Source organism: Marinobacter fuscus (assembly GCF_003007675.1).
Taxonomy (GTDB): Bacteria; Pseudomonadota; Gammaproteobacteria; order Pseudomonadales; family Oleiphilaceae; genus Marinobacter; species Marinobacter fuscus.
Genome location: NZ_PXNP01000109.1, coordinates 55120 through 74339 on the forward strand (window position 1 = coordinate 55120; position 19220 = coordinate 74339).

Below are 19220 nucleotides of genomic sequence, written 5' to 3' on the forward strand. Positions count from 1 at the left end.
TTATTCATTGCATTCCAATCAGCTATTCGAGAACATGATCAGGACGATACCTTGGTGCGAGTCACGATCGGATGGGGGGTGACTTTTCAAAACACGCCTACAAGCACGTCCATGTGGTCTCGTTTCGGGCCGTCCATGGCCCTCAACGGTTTTGAAAAGCCACCCCCCATCCGATCATGCCCCAGGCGTACTGCATAGCAGCACCATCATCGCCGGATACAAGTGAAATGTTGGGGAATCAGCTTCGGGGCCCCTTCCCAAAAATTTCGGAGGCCAAGGATGGCCGGAGAGAAGCGCACAGGGATGTGCTTGTAGCGGTTTTTGGGAAGGGGCCCCGAAGCTGATTCTTACACCAACGCGATCAGGCTACTGAACGGGCAACTCCATGGACTCAAACGCACTAAAAGCTTTCCTGACCATCGTCGACCAGGGCTCGTTCTCTGAAGCCGCCGAAGCCCTGCATCTTACCCAACCTGCCATCAGCAAACGCCTGGCCACCCTCGAAAGCCAACTCGGCACCAAACTCATCGACCGCAGCAACCGCGAAATCCGCCTCACCGAAAGCGGCGCCAGATTACTGCCCCATGCCCGCAAAATCCTCGATGAAATCCATAACGCCAAAAGCGCGCTGACCCACGACACCAACACCATCGACGGTCAACTGCACTTCATTGCCAGCCACCACATAGGCCTGCATCACCTGCCCGACTGGCTGCGCCGATACCGCAAAGAGTACCCCCAGGTAGAGCTGCACCTGCAGTTCATGGAATCCGATGCCGCCTACCACCAGATGAACAAGCGTAATGCCGAGCTGGCCTTTGTCACCCTCAGTGACAGCATGGACCCGCAATTTACCGTACTCGCCCAATGGCCAGACCCCATGGCCTTCGTGGTTGGCCGGGAGCACCCCCTCGCCTTATTGCCTTGCCCGAGCCTTGCCGATCTCGCACCCCATCCCGCCCTGCTGCCAGACACCAGCACCGCTACTTATCGCGGCATCAGCCGCCTGTTCCTGGAGGCCAACCTCACTTTGAAACCCTTGATGCCCACCAACTACCTCGAAACCATCAAGATGATGACCAGCGTTGGTCTGGGCTGGAGCGTGTTACCAGTCAATATGATTGACAGCAGCCTGAAAGTACTCCCGGTTCCGCACACTGTCAGCCGGGTACTGGGCGCGGTCGCGCTGGAGCGCAGGCACCTGAGCAGTGCTGCGGGGGCACTGTTGAAAGTTGTGCAAGAGGAAGAAGCTTGTCAGTAGCGATGCTACTTCGCGAATGGAAGCTCGGGAGGCGCCTTGAGACCTCTCCAACTGATGATCAGGGCTAAAGCCATGGCCGCAGCGCCGCCCAAAAAAGCGGCTGACGTGCTGAAACCATCTACCAGAAATCCGGACAGCCAGGCGCCCAAGGCGCCGCCAGCGCCAAAGGTCAGGCCGCTGTATAGCGCCTGCCCCTGGCCATGGTGATGCTTGCCAAAAAAGCTCTGGACGTATTGCACCGACACGGCGTGAAGCGCTCCGTAGGAAACCGCGTGGAGCAGCTGGGCCAAAAGCAGAATGGGCAGAACAGACGTTAGCTCGGCAATAAGCAGCCAACGGATCATGGTGAGAAAGAGTGCACCGAGCACAATCTGGCGCACACTAAAGCGACGAGACAAACGGTGCATCACCAGAAACAGGCCGATTTCCGCCAGCACCCCAAGTGACCACAGTAGTCCGATGGCAAGCTTTCCATAGCCATGCTGTGCCAGATGAATGCTGAAGAAGGTGTAATAAGCGCCATGCGATACCTGCAACAGAAAATTCATGGCAAAAAACGCCAACACCGCCGGGTGTGTGACAATCGCCTTCAAACTTCCTCTCGGCGCCGGTGGCTTCCGCTGCCCCCGCTCGGATGGCAGTAAAAACGCCGATATCGCAATGCCCGCGAAAACCGGTAACAATAGATAAGGCAGGTAGCCGACGGGCAGCCATTCCAGCAAACCGCCCACCAACGCCACCGCACCAATGAAGCCCACAGATCCCCAAAGACGGATCTTGCCGTAACGTTCCCTGTGCGGCCCTAATGTGCGCAGCGTGATCACTTCGTACAGAGGAAGGACGGCGTTCCAGAAGAAGGTAAAAATCAGCATTACCAGCAGCAAGCCGTAAAACCCCGGCTCCAGAAACACCCCGGTAAAGAACAGCGAGCCGGAAATGGCGCCAAAGCGCACCAGCCATACCCGCTGGCCGGTTCGGTCACCGAGATGCCCCCAGACGCTGGGCGCAACAATTTTGGTAAGCTGGATCGTCGCCATCAGCGTGGCGATCTGAAGATAGGAGTAGCCCTGCCCCTCAAGATAGAGGGACCAGTAAGGCAACAGCCCTCCGAGGAGGGCGAAGAACCAGAAATAGAGGTTAGACAGCCGCCAGTAGATGGTAGCGCCTCCCCCGGATCACAGCTGGCCGAGAACCGGCGTGTTTACCTCAACATCGCCGTTCTGCCCACGATTACGCAGATAATGGTCCATCAGCACAATGGCCATCATCGCCTCGGCAATCGGGGTGGCGCGTATGCCCACGCAGGGGTCATGACGGCCGGTGGTGATGATCTCTGTCGGTTGGCCATCCACGTCGATACTCTTGCCCGGCAACCGCAAACTCGAGGTGGGCTTCAGAGCAATACTGGCCACAATGGGCTGGCCGGAGGAAATGCCTCCCAGCACACCGCCCGCCTGGTTGGACAGAAATCCTTCCGGCGTCATCTCATCCCGATGCTCGGTGCCCTTTTGTTCGATGCACGCGAACCCGGCGCCGATTTCCACGCCCTTCACCGCATTAATGCTCATCAGCGCATGGGCCAAATCCGCATCCAGCCGGTCGAAAATCGGCTCACCCAGCCCCGGCGGCACGCCCTCTGCGACCACATTGATACGAGCGCCGATGCTATCGCCTTCCTTGCGCAGCGCATCCATGTACGCTTCCATCTCTGCCACCTTGTCCGCATCCGGGCAGAAAAACGGGTTTTTATGAACCTGTGACCAATCGAGCTTTTCTGCCTTGATAGGCCCCAATTGGGAGAGATAGCCGCGAACCCGGATGCCCAGGCGTTGCTCCAGGAATTTACGGGCCACGGCACCTGCCGCCACACGCATTGCGGTCTCGCGGGCCGAGGAACGGCCGCCGCCCCGATAGTCCCGCACGCCGTACTTGTGGTGGTAGCTGTAATCAGCATGGGCCGGGCGAAACTGGGAGGCAATTTTGGAATAGTCTTTCGAGCGCTGGTCGGTATTCTCGATGATCAGGCCGATCGGGGTGCCGGTGGTTTTGCCCTCAAACACACCCGACAGTATACGCACCTCGTCCGCTTCCCGGCGCTGAGTGGTGTGCCGGGAAGTACCCGGCTTGCGGCGATCCAGATCCCGCTGCATGTCTTCTTCGGATAGCTCAAGCCCGGGCGGGCAACCGTCGATAATGCACCCGAGAGCCGCCCCATGGCTCTCACCAAAAGTGGTTACTGTGAACAGCTTTCCAAATGTATTTCCAGACATATTTCAGCACTTTATATTAAGTTTATAAGATCTGACTTTAATTATTCTTCGACTGCCATTCCCGCAAATCGGGCGCCGAAATCAGGAACACGCCGTCACCACCGTTTTCAAATTCCAGCCAGGTGAGAGGCAGATCCGGGTAGGCCTCATCCATGGCACCCCAGGAGTTGCCGACCTCGACAATCAACAGACCGTTCTCAGTCAGGTGGTTCGCCGCCCCGGCAATAATACGATGTGCAATGTCCAGCCCATCAGCGCCTGCAGCCAACCCCAGTGCAGGCTCATGTTGGTACTCTTCCGGCATATCTGCGAGGTCTTCCGCATCCACGTAGGGAGGATTGCTCAGGATGACATCATAGCGGCTTTCTATCTGGTCAAAGACATCAGACTGCAGAGTTTGTACACGATCCTCAAGCCCATGCAATCCGATATTGGATTCGGCAACGGCCAGCGCTTCCGGTGAAACATCAGAAAGATCGACATCCGCCTGATCAAAGACCGTGGCCGCCCCGATACCGATGCAGCCACTGCCGGTACACAAATCCAGCACTCGCGCCACGGGCGCATCGCCCAGCCAGGGCTGAAGCCCATTTTCAAGCAACTCGCCCAGCGGGGAGCGCGGCACCAGCACCCGCTCATCCACATGAAAAGGCATTCCCATGAACCAGGCCTCGCCCAGCAGATACGCCACGGGGATGCGCTCGCTGATCCGACGCTCGATACGGCCCAGAATCATTTCCCGTTCAGGTCGGGTCAGCCGGGCATCCAGGAATACGTTGTTGTTTTCCAGTGGCAAATGAACGCTCCGAAGTACCAGATGAACGGCTTCGTCCCACAGGTTATCGGTTCCGTGCCCGTAATACAGGGGCGACGACGCGAAGCGGGAAACCGCAAAACGCAGCAAGTCGCGGACGGTCAACAAATCATCGGCTGGGCTGGTCAAAATAAAATAGTCCTGCACTGAAAAAAGTAGAGCGCGCATTATACGCACGTTGGCGGGCCAGCTGCAGCCCTTACCGTTATCTGAAAACGAACGCCCGAACCGGCCTCAGAGCGCCAGCGGCCCCGAGCTGCTGCGACTGCTCTCGAATCGATCCAAAGCCTCTATCATTCGCTCCCGGCCCAACTGAATAAGCTCTGGCGCTTTATGGTAGTCGTAACTCCGACAGGCATTTTTAGGAATATTTACCAGCAAATCCGGCGGATAACCCGCAATTTTGTATTGCACCAAAGCACTCTGCATGGTTTCGATGGTAAGGTTCATCACATCGAATTTACCAATACCAAGCTTGTCCCAGTCGATAGTGTCATGTTCGTCTTTGGAACGACGGGACTTTTCCGCCTCATCCCCCACCCGACCGGCGTCACTGCTATGACTTTGCTGATCGGCCTTTCGAGCCATTTCACGGCTTATTTTCTGTTCCGGAGACTCGCCATTGTCTGCCTTCCGGGAGGTGAGGGATCTCAGAGCATCCCAGTCGAACCATCGTGATGCCTTATCCCGAATCGCATCAACCCACTCTTCCACATCATTGCCAGCTTCTTCATCCGGTGCGAACGCAGCATCGGGAATCCTCTGGGGCTTTTGCTGATCCTCCCCACTAAGGTTGACCGCCATCACGAGATCCGCATGGGCTGAAATGGTGGGGATAATGGGCAAGGGGTTTAGCAGAGCGCCGTCAACCAGTACCCGGCCGTCAAGGATCAGCGGCGTAACCACACTGGGTATGGCAACCGATGCGCGGATAGCCTTGTGAAGAGGCCCTTCCTGAAACCAGATTTCCTTGTGGGCGAGAAGATCGGTCGCCACCGCAGTGTAGGCTATGGGCAAATCCTCAATGCGGGTATCCCCGAGTATCTCGCGCACCACAGAAAAAACCTTCTCACCGCGAATAGCGCCGCCAGCATTGAAGGTAACGTCCAGCAAACGCAACACATCAAACTGGCCGAGACCGGTTACCCAGTCTTTGTAATCTTTCAGTTTGCCCGCTGCATACATGCCGCCCACCAGGGCGCCCATAGAACAGCCGGAGATAGCGACAATGTTGTAACCGCGTTCGTGCAAAACCTCAATCGCGCCAATATGGGCATAGCCCCGGGCACCGCCACTGCCGAGGGTCAGAGCAACAGTCCTCCCTTCTCCCGAGCGCGTTTGGCTGCCCGGATCGGTGCTTTCAGGGGCACTGGCCGGCGACACATCAGAACTGCTCAAAACGGCACTTGCGCCATCCTGAACCGGCGCATTCTCTGACGTCTTTTCCGGAGAGCTGTCCTTATCACCCATGCCCACTACCTCCTGATTACCAGTACTTCAATGCGATCCCCCTGGCGGGTTGCATCCCCGACCTTTACCGCAGGCCCCACCGGCACAATTCGGATCTGACTGCGGGAGACCCCGGTTTTAGCCAGAACCTCCGACAGGCTCTCTGCGGCGCGCCGGGCACGCTCCAGTGCCGCTTCGAAACTTTCTTCAGGGTTCACGCCGGTGAACGAGGCAATAATCACGTCGGCGTTGCCATTCGCCCAGTCGTTCAAAGTTCTGCGATCGTTGGCCGACCAATCAAACCGATAGGTAATACCGCCCTGCCAGGGCACAACCAACGGCCCCTTTACCAGGCCGCCTCCACCCGCAAAGCCGGGAATCGGGACATTTTCAGGCACCGCCAGATGCTCTACCCAGACATATTCTCTCAGGTTGCCCCGGGTGACGGTGTACACCAGCGTCAGCCAGTTGTTTCCATCTGATCCGCTGATGGCGGTAACCAGATAGTCCTGGTTGGCGTCGCGCCCCAGTAATCGTGCCTGTTGAAATATCTGGTTTGCCCAGACATTACTCCGGCCACAGGCGATACCCGTGCACTCAAACAGCACCGAGGCGCCAGCAGCACTGAGCTGATCACGGTAATGCGCCCTCGCAGCCTGCCGTGATGCATCCCGGTTGAGTTCGAACAACTGGCCCTGCCCCGACACAGGCAGGCGTGCCATGACGTCAGAGCGGATTTCATCGCGAATTTCCCTGACCGGACTGAACAACACCAGGTGCCCCGAAGATTGGATATCAACCGAGACTTCGAGGGTCGACTGCGGATAGGGGGCTGGCAGACCGGATGGAAGCTCCCGGGCCACCACCGGCAGGGTTACGAACACAACAAAAGCCAGCAATGCCGGCCATAACCATTTTGAAATACGGCGCTCAGTCATGGAACAGGAACCTGTTGACGGCATCTGCCACCGGAGCCACCTCGCCATCAAGATGGCAGTGATGCCCCCCGGGCACTTGAATGGTAAGCAGGTTCTCGATGAGATCTGCCCGTGAGTCTGTGCCGTCTCTTGATGCCAGCAAGCCCTCTTTGGCTTTTACAAACAGGGACGGAACTTTTAGCGCCCCCAGAGACGCCCTTACCTGCTCCTCGGTCATCATCAGCGCTGTCGGATAGCGCAACCGGGGATCCGTGCGCCACACATAGCCTTCACCGGACGACTTCATGTTCCGTGGTACCAGGGTCGTGGCGGCTTCAGGCGTCAGCGGGCTGAGGCCACCCTCACGGATACGCGCCGCTGTGGGTATGTCGGGATAGACGGCCGCCGGGGCGGAACCGTTACGGCGCTTGAGCAGAGCGCGCCTGAGCTGAGGAATGGTTTCACGGGCGGGGCGACTGAGCGCCCCCAGACTGTCAATCATGACCAGCCTGCGCACCCGCTCGGGAAACGCCGCGGCATACAGGGCACAGATAATACCCCCGAGGGAATGCCCAACCAGATCCAACGGAAAGCGCTCGCTTTCGGGGAAGTGACGCTCGACCAACTCCGAAAGATCCGCCACATAGTCCATCAACCAATATCCGGTGCCGGGCGGGCGGTGGCCCGAGTGACCGTGCCCGGCCATGTCAATGGCATGCAATGCGGCCCCACCGGTAAGCAATGGCGCAAGCCTGGCAAAGGTCATGGCATTATCCAGCCAGCCATGCAGCATCAGAACCGGTGGCCGGGTAATGCCCTCAGGGCGGGCAGGCCAGTCAAGGCCGGCAAGGGTAATATGCTGCAATGGCCAGCGCGCCTCACGACATTGAGAATCAGCGCCTGGCACACTGCCTGACAACAACGAATCCGCCATCCCTGTGCGGCCTCACATAGTGTGGGTGGGGCGATCGGAACTGAGAGAGCCCGCCAGATAAGACTCAATCTTGGTCCGGGCGGTTTCATCTTCTCCGTTGAACTGCACACCGATCCCCGCAGCCCGGTTTCCCTGAGCCCCTTTGGGCGTGATCCAGATCACTTTGCCCGCAACTGGAATTTTTTCCGGTTCGTCCATCAGGTTCAGCAACAGAAATACCTCATCCCCGAGCTGATACTGCTTCTGGGTCGGGATAAATAATCCACCCTGGCGAATGTACGGCATGTAAGCCGCATAGAGCACCGCCTTGTCTTTGATCGTCAGGGTCAGAATGCCGCTGCGAGCCCCGAATCCAAGCCCCATAATGGATCACCTTTTCTGCTAATTTACTGATATATCGACATGATAGCAGCTGATGAAAATCAACGCTCATGTTCTCTGCTGCTTTCGTGGCATCAAGGACCGCCAGGCAATCAACAGCCTGCTCGCCTCCAGTTCCGGGCTGGCGTTATAAACGGCAGCGCTCCGGCTCTCTTTCACCATATCGAGCAACTCATGGGCCCGCCAGGGTGGATTGGTTCTGGCGAGATAGGCCAACATATCAGCGGCCTCCGGGTCTGATACCTCACCGCCGGCACCGCAACGGGCCAGATCCGCCGCCCAGGACTCGAACAACCAGAGAGTATCGTCCAGCCCAAGTGCTTTGAAGCGCTTTGCGGCATCACCCACGGTCACCTGCCCCTTCATGAACTGCCGGAATGCCTCGAACGCCTCATCCCGCAGCGCCGGATACTCACCGGTTGCATATTCAAACGCAAGCCTCGGCGCGTTGCCCGCCAGCCAGAGACTCTTTGCCAGCACGGCGGATGCTGGCCGTTCAGCTGCATCCAGACAGCCAGCTCTCGCCGTAAGCCATGCGGAAGCTTCCTCTGGCCCGGGAACAGGAATTGTCAGTGATTGGCAACGGGAGCGAATGGTTGGCAGCACCGGCCTGCCAGCTTCCTGCAAAAGCAACAGAGTGGTGTCTGCCTGAGGCTCTTCCAGAGTCTTTAGCAAGGCGTTTGCAGCATTGATATTCAACTGATCCGCACGGTCAACAATAGCCACTTTATGATGCGCAACCCGGGGCGATCCGACAGCAAACGACGAGAGCGCACGAATCTGATCAATTTTTACCACCCGTGATTTTTCCGGCGCGTACACTCTCACATCCGGATGGCTCCCGGCGACCACCAACTCACACTGTCGGCACTGGCCGCAGGCAACCGGTCGATCCGGTACCGCATTTACAGGACGCTCACACAGGAGCAATCCTGCAACTGCGTCGGCCCAGGCCCGCTTACCAACGCCCTGCTCACCGATCACCAGCAGGGCATGAGGTAGCCGCTGCTGCGAAAGACGGTGCTGCACCCTGCTCCAGGCCCGCTCAAGCCAGGGCATGGTGGCTGCGATATCAGTCATGCTCGGAAGCCCGGGCTGAACCCCGGCGCAAACGTCGTTTCATGGTTTTTAATAGTCTCGCGAGTCGCTGTACATCCTCACCAGGGGTTCCTGATGGTGGATCGCTATAGTAATGGGAGTTGGCTGCGCGGGCAAAAAGCTGCGGCGTATTGCCAAGCTCCGGATGCGCTGCCGACAGCCGCTGTGCCAGAGTAAAGGGCGTCTCACCCGTTCTCACCGGCACTCCTGCCTCTTCGCACAGGCGCTGCCAGGACAGCATTACCCGGCCAAACGCATCCCTCTTTTCGCCCCTCCGCAAAGACAGCGCCGACACAAGGCCCGCAACCAGAAGGCCAGCCCCAATAACACCGGCAGTGAGGTAACCGAGCTCCCTGAGGCCGAAACCGCCCGGCAACCGGGACATCAGATCCAGCTGGCTTTGCCCCTGGTATCCCACAACCCACCGCTGCCACTGATAGTTGATTCTGTCTAACTGCAACGCGGCCCATTGCAGGGCGGCGAAATCCCGGTAACGATGGGGAGAAGTCAGTTCGTTTTCAAGAAACGATCCCTCCTCTTCCACCGCATCCCGCAAGCCGGACTCGATCCGGCTGGGTGCAATGGCCGCGGTTGGGTCTACACGCACCCACCCCTGTCCGGGCAGCCATACCTCAACCCATGCGTGGGCATCGTATTGACGAACAATAAGGTATTCCCCCCCCGCACCGGGGTCGCCTCCCTGATACCCCACCACAACACGGGCAGGAATGCCCGCCGCGCGAAAGACAAAGGTTGCAGCGCCTGCATAGTGAGCACAAAACCCCCGCATTTCATCGAACAGTAACGCATCAATACCATCCCGCGGCATGGCTGGCGGACGCAGCGTGTAGTAGTAGGCCTGAGTGCGAAACCGGCTCAGCAGCGTATTCACCACATCAACAGGGCGCTTGCCGGAAGCCAGCTCCCGGGCATAGTCCCGCGCCCTCGGGTTACCGGATCGGGGCAACTGCAGGTAACGCCGCTGTTCATCTTCTGAAAGACTGCCCGGATCAACGCTGGTGTCATTGCTGAGTGCCAACCGGTACCGTATAGGACTGTCCGCTGGGCGCTCAAAACGGAACAGGTTTTCCGGCGTGCGGAACACGTTACCAGAGACCGCGACAGAGTTATCCAGGGCAAAAGCCCAGCGCTGATCTGTGGGCTCCATGAGCACATCATACTCACCGCTCGCCAGCTCACCCACGCCACCATCTAAATTCACCCGACCCAACCGGCGTATGGGATCCTGGTCGCGCTGGCGCCAGGTTTCTCCGTCAAGGTAATCCAGAATCAACCCTCGCCAGTAGCGCTCCGGATAGCCGGGCAGACTGCCGCCAAATGTAACCCTGAAAGCGCGGGCACTGCTTTGTGCGAGATTGGAAATATCCCCCGGGCGCATGGTATCAGAAATCCCGCTCCTGGCCTGCCCGGATACCAAAGGCACACTCCAGAGCGGAGCCAAACGGGGGAAGAACACAAAAAGCAGAACCACCACCGGCAGGGTCTTCAGCAGCAGAAGCCCAAGGCGCTTCCAGCCTGAGCGCAGTTGCCGGGGCAAATCCGGTGCATTAAGCACTTGCAGCCCCACCAACAGACAGCCAATGGCGGCGAAAACGACGAGCGCCCACAAAATATCCTGCTTAAAAAGGAAATTGACTGCGGCGAGGTACACCTGAATAAAAAACAACACATAGAAATCCCGGCTGGTGCGGGTTTCCAGCCACTTCAAGCCAACGGCAAGAACAAAAAAAGACGACGCTGTCTCTACCGTAAAACGCCCCTGCACCGTAGCTATATAGAGCCCGACAAGGCCAAGCATAATTGCGGTTCTTAGCAGTCGTCCAGGCAGGCGGACACGACCCTGTTGTGCAAACCAGCGCCACCCCGCAAGCACCGCGCAGGCCCCCAACAGCCACAATGGCAGGCGATCCCACTGCGGAATCAACAGCAAGGCAAAACTGCACAGCAACCAGAAAAGCGCGATAGCCGGCAAAGCATCGACGCCAAGCGGGAGATTTCTGTTGCCACTAAGCTGACGAACTGGCCAGATCTTCATCGGGCATCTCCTGCCAGATCCGTGAGCTCCGTATTCCGGGTACCGTGTGCCAGACTCCCGGAACTCCGTGGCGGCTGCTGTCCCCAGACCGCCAGTGCTCGCAGGCAGCGCTCAACGTGGGCAGGGCCAGCATCGGGCTCAATGGTTTCTCCGGGCAAACCAAGCCCAAAGCGGGCCGATTGCTGCCCCCGCTCACACACCAGCCAGGCCAGATAACTCAGGCGTAACTCGGTGTCGACGCCCGGGAACGCACTGAAATCCAGCCACTGCGGGCTCCCTTGCTCACCTTCCCAGTCTGCTACCACCATCTGGCCGGAGCGGGCATACCGCTTCCACATCACTCGCTGGCTAAGATCGCCCTCTCGCCAGGGGCGAAGATCGGCGTGATCACTCCCCTGAACCGGCCTCGCGGCGTCCAACTGCTGGCCATCTTCCAGTTGCCCAAAGGCTTCCGGGGCCGGAACAGGCCGTGGATAAGCAACACCGGCAGTAGCGGGCCGTAACCAAGACCAGGCCCGCAACAAACCGAAAGGAAAACGGGTTTCAACCTGCACACGCTCGGGGCGCAAATAGCCCCGTTGGGCCGAGGGTACCGGCAGAACCACATCGCGGAACTCGCCGGGCGGCACATGCACACCCGCTATCCGGGAGTCCGGAACCGACAAAACCAGCCCCAGCCCGGGTTCTCTGGCTGCGGTAACCCGCAACACAAAAGGAATCTCTTCGCCCGCCTGCCCTTGTCCCGCACGGACCAGGGCCAGCGTCAGGCCTGAGAGGTTGCGGTGAGTCTGATGCATGGCGCCGACAAACAGTGCGCCCAGGCCAAAGGTCAGCAGATAGATCAGGCTGTTCTGATAGTTGATGCCGGTAATCAACATGATCAGCAGCAAAATGCCAAAAACCACGCCCGCCGCTGTCGGCAGAATAAAAATATTCCGCTGGCTGAGGGTCTGGCTGTCAGACCTTGGTACCCTGCGATTGATCCAGGTATTCCATCGCTGTTTGAAACGGTTACGCATCCTGCCTCTGGGAGCCGAACAACGGCTTGTGCAACAAAACATAAGACTCTGGCCGCCCGGGCGGCATTTATCAACGGGTTTTACTCACTGACAGCGGATTCTGATCACACCCTGACCAGATCACTGTTGAAATAATGTCCGACAAACCGAATACTTCAGTAAATTGCGTACTGACCTTCGCCGTACCTTCAGCTGCGCCACTCCATACAGGTCTAGCATGAGGTAACCCACAATGCGCCGCAAACTCTTTGCTTTCGCCATCAGCACCGCTGTAATCACTCCCGTCGCTGCCGGTGTGCAAACCATGACATCCGATGAAATGGTCGACACCTATGTAAAAGACTCTGCCGTTATCGTTGTACCACGCCAGCAGCAGAAAGCTACCCAGGCTGCGCGGGAAAAAGTCATCCGGTCGTTAACCATCTCACCGGGAGAGCCCGTTCTGACAGAAGCTGAAGAAGAGGCCTATCGTGAGGCTTTACAGCGGTATCTGGAAGAAGGCAAACAGAATGCTCTGACCGATGCGGAAGAAGAATTTCTCCGCAGGGCGCTTCTGCTGCCCGTGGATGAGCTGGCCCGGGTACAGCCGCCAGCGGATTTTACCCCAAGAACCCTGCCCATCATCTTCGGACAACAACCGGAGATACCCGACGAACCCTTCGCCCAGACTTTCCTGAATGATCAGCTAGGCATCGGGTTTGATGGCCGGAACCTGAATTTCAGCATTGGCAATCTACCGGGCATTGACCAGATACAGGTTCCGGAAGGCATCAATGAAGGGCCGGTCAACCTGATACCCAGGCCCGGAGGTGGATTTGACCTGTCGATTCAGGTGCCCGATCAGTAGGCACTCTGATTATTTGAAAAAACGGCGGACCTGTAAAGGCCGCCGTTTTTTATTGGGCTGACTCTGATGACTGCCTTCCCCTACGAAAAACGCCCCGCAGAGCGGGGCATTAACCGTTCAAGCAATCAGGCCAGATTAGTGACCGTAGACTGCCAGGCGGGTATCAGAGATGTGCAGGTTATCGATACCGATAGTACCGATGTTGGTACCACCGATACGGGTCTCCGCAATGTTAACGTCAAGCAGGACATCCTTGACATCTACACGAAGTACTTCAGTCTTCGGATTGGCCTGAGTAGACGCGTAGAGGCTATCACCCTTGTATACATCCAGACGAGCGATTGCAAAGCCTGCCGCGCCAAGAGCTCTCATCCGGGCGTCCTGGGCAACCTCAGAAGCGTTGGCCGGATCCGCCTTGTCCAGAACCGTAAAGTCGATGGCATCACCATCGGCCGCAGCACCAGTGATGGACATGCCGGTGATACCCACCGCAAGGAAATCAACCTCGAAGTCCATCTGGCGAACATCGAAGGCCACGTCCAGCATCAAGGTACCGGTATTGGCGTATCCGCTAACATCGTCGGTATCGACACGGATATCCAGCGCACCTAGCAGACCCCAGGCCTTCATACCGGAAACCAGAGTTGTGTTCTCACCGCCATTACCGCGCAGCGACATAGAATCAACGCTGATACCCCAGTCAATCGGCACCGGGTTACCGCTGGCGTCTTCATCCAGGGACGCAACGTGGATAATCGCATCGCCGTCATCTTCAACGTCGATATCAATAGACAGGCGGTCAAGCAGGTTGCCTGCGGTTGGAGCAGCTGCTGCTGACGCCAGGCCGCTGGCGGTGGAACCACCAAGCTCGATGCCGCTTACCGCGAAAGTACCTTCATCGGTGTAAGTGAATTCGCCGATAGAAACACGAGTTTCCAGCTCAATGGTGACACCGGCCTGACCGGTGACATTGCCCATGGTGGAGTCATCAAGTGCTTTCAAGTCTGCTTGCGCAGCGAAGGGAACGGCAGCAACGGCAGTTGCAAGTGCAAGTTTTTTCAGGCCTTTCATTATTATCTCCTTGAGGAAACTCGTTGTGATTATTTTCTGAGTTTTATTTTTTGTGACGTTCTGTAAACCTCACACCCCCATTTAAGATTGTTTTACAGTCCTAGTCCGTGAATGAACGCACACTTCCGGCAGTAACCGGCAAATCTGTCCACTCACGCTTTTTCGTCGTAAAAAATCTGAAACTCCTTGTCCTGATCGATCGGAGCACCAAAGCTAGCCTCGGACTGTTCGTAACTGAGCGGAATCAACTTCAAGCCGGAAACCCCCAGGCGATGTTCATGCTCGACAACCACAACTCTCTCCTTAACGCCGTCTTTGGTAATCGTGCCCGGGTAAACAATGAGCACCGCGTCAATCCTGTTATGTCTGGCCAGGGATCTCAGACTGGCCCGGTACATCTGAACCTTGATTGACGGCGGCGCCTGATCAGCCTCGCTCGACAGCTTCACGCTCTTCAACTCCCGATCCTTCATCACCATCCAGGCCGCCGGTGCAAAGATACCGGCACTGGCCATATCACCCTCAACCTGGTCTATCGCCTGTTCCAGCATCCCGGACAGATCCCGTTCCGCTGTGAGCATGGCGGCGGCCAACTCTTCCCGGGTAAGTTTGCCGTCATCGAGTACCCCGTTGCCGGAGGGCTCCCGCGCAAGGGCCTGGCCGAACAGGATTGAACTGGCCAGCAAGATCAGAGAGGCTTTCGTCAATGTCATTTTCTTTCACCTTTTTTTATCGGTAGGCAAACAGGGCCAACCCTACGTATCTAATTTGCGCTGGGGGTACCCCCGGAACTCGGTTAAAATGGCCTTTTGAATAGGCCGCGTTTTATTAGATCAGCGCAGCAAAGGGCAGGACAACGCCCGTTTTGTGCCCTGTTTATCATTCCTCCAAAAATCTCCGGAGCTACCCTGGTGTTGGCAACCGTCCGACAGATAACCCATTCCGAGTACAAGAAACTCCAACTGCACGCCTCGCAAGAGCCTGACTTTGTATTTCTAGGAAGCACCGCTGACGGGCCGGGAAGAGGAAACCTCAGCGGCTTTTCATGCGCAGCCGTTTCGAGCCTCGTAATGACAACGGAGGTCTCCGACCGTGAAAGCCTGAAGCACTTGGGCCACCAAATAGAAGCGCATCGATCCTCCCTTGCCCCGCAGCGCGCTGCCCCGGGCGCTCTGGCAGGCGGCTGGATTGGCTTTGCCAGCTACGAGTTGGGCTACTGGAAAGAATCGCGACTGCAGGCACTGCGCCAGCCGATCCCCCTGCCTCTGTTTCAGGCCGGGCTCTACCTCTGGACCGCCAGTCGAAACCAGCAGACGGGTTCGTGCACCCTGTGGGTTCACCCGAAGTGCCCGGAAGCCGTGACTGACAAGCTGGTGCAATGGCTGGCACAGCCGCTCCCCTCGCCGACACGGCAATGGCGTATGACCGCCCCGTTTGCAGCAAGACAAAGTGCTGAGGAGTTCAAAACCAGTCTGAACCGGGTGCAGGCTTACATTACCGCTGGCGACTGCTACCAGGCCAACCTGTCACAGGCCTTCTCCGGGCAGTATTGCGGCACGCCCTGGCTTGCGTACCAAGCGCTTACCGAGAGCCATCCCACACCCTACGGTGCCTTCCTAAGGGCGGGCAAACACTCGATTTTGTCCGCCTCTCCCGAGCGTTTTCTGGCGATAGAAAACGGCACAGTGAAAACCAGCCCCATCAAAGGTACCCGACCCCGGGGCGATACGCCTGATGCAGACCTGGCCCTGGCCCGGGACTTACGGTCTTCTGAGAAAGACCGGGCCGAGAACCTGATGATTGTGGATCTGCTGCGAAACGACCTGGGGCTGAATGCCCGACCCGGCAGTGTGACCGTTGATGAACTCTTCGCTCTGGAGTCCTATCGCAATGTTCACCACCTGGTCAGCCACATCCGGGCAAGCCTGAAATCGGGAGTGTCACCCTTTCAGGCGTTTCTGGATGCCTTCCCCGGCGGCTCGATCACCGGGGCACCGAAAATCCGGGCTATGGAAATCATCAGAGAACTGGAGCCCCACTGGCGGGGGCCTTACTGCGGCTCGGTGTTTTACTACGGGCTGGACGGGCGACTCGACAGCAACATTGCCATCCGGACACTGCTTTGCAGTGATGACGGCACCGTGCACTGCTGGGGCGGCGGCGGCATAGTGGCGGATTCAGATCCGGATTCCGAATACCAGGAAACCCTGGACAAGGTAGGGCCGCTGATGCGGTTTCTGGAAGAGTTGGTGATTAACTGAACGCCCTGCGGCCTGTGTAGTTCAGGCCGCAGGGCGCGATCAATCAGGCACTATGAATAGCGCTGGCCTTGAGAAATTCCTGGCGCAGGTCGTCAAAGTTGTGCACCGCCGGGAACTGCGGGAATTCATCAATCACGTTCTGCGGTGCATGGAACAGAATGCCAGCTTCCGCCTGCCCCAGCATGGTGGTGTCGTTATAGGAATCACCGGCTGCGATCACCCGGTAGTTCAGCAACTGGAACGCCCGCACCGACTGGCGCTTGGGATCGCGCTGACGCAATAGATAGTTAGTAATCTGGCCATTTTCTGCAACTTCCAGCTTGTGGCAAAGCAGCGCCGGATAGCCCAGTTTCTTCATCAGCGGCATGGCAAATTCATAAAAGGTATCCGACAGGATTACCACCTGAAAGCGCTCACGCAACCAGTCCAGGAACTCTCGGGCACCAGGCAGGGGATCCAGTGTGCCGATAACTTCCTGAATCTCGGGCAAGCCATAACCATGCTCATCCAGAATACGAAGCCGCTGCTTCATCAGCACATCGTAGTCAGGAATATCCCGGGTGGTAGCCTTGAGCTCTTCTATTCCGGTTTTTTCTGCAAAGGCGATCCAGATTTCCGGGATAAGTACGCCCTCAAGGTCAAGACATGCGAGTTCCACAACGGTCTCCTGAACGGTTGGATTGGATTCGGGCAAAGGTTCGCCCGCCAGAGTCCGGGTATGATATGAAAATCCGATCCTGATTGCACCGTGAATCGCGCTGAGTCAATGCTTCCCGGAATAAACATATAGATGCTCATTCCTTTATGGCATTAGAGGTTTCCTGTTAAGCTGGCGACATCTGTTATTCACACCGACTGGATGGCTATGACTGACATCGACTCCCTGAGAGCAGAGCTGGAACATCAGAGCCCGCGGGCGATCCTGAAAGCCGCACTGGCCCATTACGGCAATATCGCCATTTCATTCAGTGGCGCCGAAGACGTTGCCCTGATCGAAATGGCTCACAAACTGACCGAGAGACTGCAGGTATTCACCCTGGATACCGGGCGACTGCACCCGGAGACTTACGAGTTCATTGACCGGGTGCGCAAGCACTATGGCATCAGCATCGAGGTGCTTTTTCCGGAAGCTTCCGAAGTGCAGGAACTGGTTAACCGGAAAGGGCTGTTCAGCTTTTACGAAGATGGCCACAGCGAATGCTGCGGTATTCGCAAGGTTAACCCGCTGCGCAAGAAACTGAAGACGCTCGACGCCTGGGTAACCGGACAACGCAAAGATCAGAGCCCGGGCACCCGCAACGATGTACCGGTAGTGCAAGTTGATTCCGCATTTTCAACCGGCACCGAGCCTCTGATCAAATTCAACCCCCTGGCCAACTGGAGCTCAAAAGAGGTCTGGGATTACATCAGGATGTCGGAAGCCCCCTACAACCGGTTGCACGAACAAGGCTTTGTCAGCATCGGCTGCCAGCCCTGCACCCGCCCGGTTCTCCCCGGCCAGCATGAACGTGAGGGCCGCTGGTGGTGGGAAGAGGCCACCCACAAGGAGTGCGGCCTGCACGCAGGCAACCTGATCGGAAAAGCCGGCTGATAACCTGGTGTTCGTATTAAAAAAAGCCCGCCCTGTCTCTCGCAGACAACGCGGGCTTTTTTGATTCCGCTGGCTGCCTCAGTAAACCGGCAGTTCGATATCCTTGTACAAAGCCTGCATTTCGGTACGACTGCCTTGATGGGCCACTGTCCGATCAACCATTTCCCGTGTTAAATGGGGCGCAAACCTCTGCATGAAATCATACATGTAACCCCGCAGGAAGGTACCTTTACGGAAACCGAGACGGGTGACAGAGGAACGAAAAAGCTTGCTGGCATCGAGGGCAACCAGATCCGTATCCACCTTGGGATCAAAGGCCATGGTGGCAATAATGCCAACACCCAGGCCAAGGCGGACATAGGTTTTAATCACGTCGGCATCCGCCGCGGTAAACACGACTTTCGGAGTCAGCCCGCGGGACTGGAATGCCTCATCCAACTTGGAGCGGCCGGTAAAGCCGAATACATAGGTAACCAGAGAGTATTCAGCCAACTCTTCCAGGGTGAGCTCCTGCCCCTGGGCCAGCGGGTGATCCTTGGGCACAATCACGCACCGGTTCCAGCGGTAACAGGGCATCATGATCAGATCGTTAAACAGATCCATGCCCTCGGTAGCAATCGCAAAGTCGACCGCACCATTGGCCGCCATTTCCGAGATCTGCATCGGCGTTCCCTGGTGCATGTGCAGGGATACATCCGGGTATTCTTCAATAAACCCACTAATCACCGGCGGTAAGGCATACCGGGCCTGGGTATGCGTGGTGGCAATACTCAGGTCGCCCTTGCGCTGGTTGCTGAACTCTTGCGCGATTTTTTTGATCCCCTCCGCACGGCGAAGGATCTCACCTGCCTCGCGAATGATAATCTCGCCGCCGGGGGTGATCCTGGTAAGGTGTTTACCGCTGCGGGCGAACACTTCCAGCCCCAGCTCATCTTCCAGAAGGCGGATCTGCTTGGAAATACCCGGTTGTGAGGTAAATAGACTCTGAGCAGTGGCAGACACATTAAGATCATGATGCGCCACTTCCCAGATATACCGAAGTTGTTGTAATTTCATGAACGCTGTTGCTCCCTGAATTTCCGGCTTGGCTCGGCTCACCCGGGCCTGTGTCGTCTGCTTGACATGCTTGATACCGGATTTTACGCATAAAAAGGAGTTTTTTCATTCTTTTTTGGCATACAGTGTCATTCTACCTCAGTGTAGACCAAAACCCGGCTTTCGCGTTTCCGGAACTTGACTTGTTTCACGCAA

Annotated in this window: 18 protein-coding genes; 4 read left to right on the forward strand and 14 right to left on the reverse strand. The window is 57.3% G+C overall.

What is annotated here, in order from left to right; translation table 11 throughout:
* The first annotated feature begins 385 nt into the window (after positions 1 to 385).
* On the forward strand, positions 386 to 1261 hold the full coding sequence (locus tag C7H09_RS17350) for a LysR family transcriptional regulator (protein ID WP_106765079.1): 876 nt from the start codon (positions 386 to 388) through the stop codon (positions 1259 to 1261).
* Between the two features lie 5 nt (positions 1262 to 1266).
* On the opposite strand, the gene C7H09_RS17355 is transcribed toward C7H09_RS17350, so the two are convergent.
* The 10 genes from C7H09_RS17355 to C7H09_RS17400 all read right to left on the reverse strand — a co-directional run bounded on the left by C7H09_RS17355 (position 1267) and on the right by C7H09_RS17400 (position 12199).
* Complete coding sequence (locus tag C7H09_RS17355; protein WP_106765081.1) at positions 1267 to 2418, reverse strand: MFS transporter; 1152 nt, start codon at positions 2416 to 2418, stop codon at positions 1267 to 1269.
* A gap of 18 nt (positions 2419 to 2436) precedes the next feature.
* On the reverse strand, positions 2437 to 3531 hold the full coding sequence (gene aroC / locus C7H09_RS17360; RefSeq protein ID WP_106765083.1) for a chorismate synthase: 1095 nt from the start codon (positions 3529 to 3531) through the stop codon (positions 2437 to 2439).
* 37 nt (positions 3532 to 3568) lie between these two features.
* Positions 3569 to 4474, reverse strand: coding sequence for a 50S ribosomal protein L3 N(5)-glutamine methyltransferase (gene prmB, locus C7H09_RS17365; RefSeq protein WP_106765519.1), 906 nt, complete (start codon positions 4472 to 4474; stop codon positions 3569 to 3571).
* Between the two features lie 105 nt (positions 4475 to 4579).
* The gene (locus C7H09_RS17370; RefSeq protein WP_106765085.1) at positions 4580 to 5815 is read right to left on the reverse strand and encodes a patatin-like phospholipase family protein; all 1236 of its coding nucleotides are present in this window, start codon (positions 5813 to 5815) and stop codon (positions 4580 to 4582) included.
* Between the two features lie 5 nt (positions 5816 to 5820).
* Positions 5821 to 6732, reverse strand: coding sequence for a DUF4892 domain-containing protein (locus C7H09_RS17375; RefSeq protein ID WP_106765087.1), 912 nt, complete (start codon positions 6730 to 6732; stop codon positions 5821 to 5823).
* A complete protein-coding gene (locus C7H09_RS17380; RefSeq protein WP_106765089.1) occupies positions 6725 to 7645 on the reverse strand; it encodes an alpha/beta fold hydrolase in 921 nt (306 codons plus the stop codon). The genes C7H09_RS17375 and C7H09_RS17380 overlap by 8 nt, the downstream gene beginning before the upstream one ends.
* Positions 7646 to 7657: 12 nt before the next feature.
* Entirely contained in the window at positions 7658 to 8008 is a 351-nt protein-coding gene (locus C7H09_RS17385) for a PilZ domain-containing protein (protein WP_106765091.1), read from the reverse strand.
* A gap of 66 nt (positions 8009 to 8074) precedes the next feature.
* Complete coding sequence (locus tag C7H09_RS17390; RefSeq protein WP_106765094.1) at positions 8075 to 9106, reverse strand: DNA polymerase III subunit delta'; 1032 nt, start codon at positions 9104 to 9106, stop codon at positions 8075 to 8077.
* Positions 9099 to 11180 carry a transglutaminase TgpA family protein gene (locus C7H09_RS17395; protein WP_106765097.1) on the reverse strand — a complete coding sequence of 694 codons (2082 nt, stop codon included), beginning with the start codon at positions 11178 to 11180 and terminating at the stop codon, positions 9099 to 9101. Before C7H09_RS17395 ends, C7H09_RS17390 begins: the two co-directional genes overlap by 8 nt.
* A complete protein-coding gene (locus C7H09_RS17400) occupies positions 11177 to 12199 on the reverse strand; it encodes a DUF58 domain-containing protein (RefSeq protein WP_106765099.1) in 1023 nt (340 codons plus the stop codon). The genes C7H09_RS17395 and C7H09_RS17400 overlap by 4 nt, the downstream gene beginning before the upstream one ends.
* A 232-nt stretch (positions 12200 to 12431) precedes the next feature.
* Between C7H09_RS17400 and C7H09_RS17405 the strand changes: the two genes are divergently transcribed.
* Positions 12432 to 13046, forward strand: coding sequence for a hypothetical protein (locus tag C7H09_RS17405; RefSeq protein ID WP_106765101.1), 615 nt, complete (start codon positions 12432 to 12434; stop codon positions 13044 to 13046).
* A gap of 135 nt (positions 13047 to 13181) precedes the next feature.
* Here C7H09_RS17405 and C7H09_RS17410 read toward each other — a convergent pair whose 3' ends face one another.
* Both C7H09_RS17410 and C7H09_RS17415 read right to left on the reverse strand, forming a co-directional pair.
* Entirely contained in the window at positions 13182 to 14117 is a 936-nt protein-coding gene (locus tag C7H09_RS17410) for a DUF6160 family protein (protein WP_106765104.1), read from the reverse strand.
* Between the two features lie 152 nt (positions 14118 to 14269).
* Positions 14270 to 14830 carry a hypothetical protein gene (locus C7H09_RS17415; protein ID WP_106765106.1) on the reverse strand — a complete coding sequence of 187 codons (561 nt, stop codon included), beginning with the start codon at positions 14828 to 14830 and terminating at the stop codon, positions 14270 to 14272.
* 357 nt (positions 14831 to 15187) lie between these two features.
* Between C7H09_RS17415 and pabB the strand changes: the two genes are divergently transcribed.
* Entirely contained in the window at positions 15188 to 16378 is a 1191-nt protein-coding gene (gene pabB / locus C7H09_RS17420; RefSeq protein ID WP_420844199.1) for an aminodeoxychorismate synthase component I, read from the forward strand.
* A gap of 43 nt (positions 16379 to 16421) precedes the next feature.
* Here the strand turns inward: pabB and thrH are convergent, their stop codons facing one another.
* Positions 16422 to 17036 carry a bifunctional phosphoserine phosphatase/homoserine phosphotransferase ThrH gene (gene thrH / locus C7H09_RS17425; RefSeq protein ID WP_106765108.1) on the reverse strand — a complete coding sequence of 205 codons (615 nt, stop codon included), beginning with the start codon at positions 17034 to 17036 and terminating at the stop codon, positions 16422 to 16424.
* 207 nt (positions 17037 to 17243) lie between these two features.
* Here thrH and C7H09_RS17430 point away from each other — a divergent pair, with 207 nt between their 5' ends.
* Positions 17244 to 17969: a phosphoadenylyl-sulfate reductase gene (locus tag C7H09_RS17430; RefSeq protein ID WP_106765111.1), complete on the forward strand. Its 726-nt coding sequence runs from the start codon at positions 17244 to 17246 to the stop codon at positions 17967 to 17969.
* A gap of 78 nt (positions 17970 to 18047) precedes the next feature.
* Here the strand turns inward: C7H09_RS17430 and cysB are convergent, their stop codons facing one another.
* The gene (cysB, locus tag C7H09_RS17435; RefSeq protein ID WP_106765113.1) at positions 18048 to 19025 is read right to left on the reverse strand and encodes an HTH-type transcriptional regulator CysB; all 978 of its coding nucleotides are present in this window, start codon (positions 19023 to 19025) and stop codon (positions 18048 to 18050) included.
* Positions 19026 to 19220 lie beyond the last annotated feature (195 nt).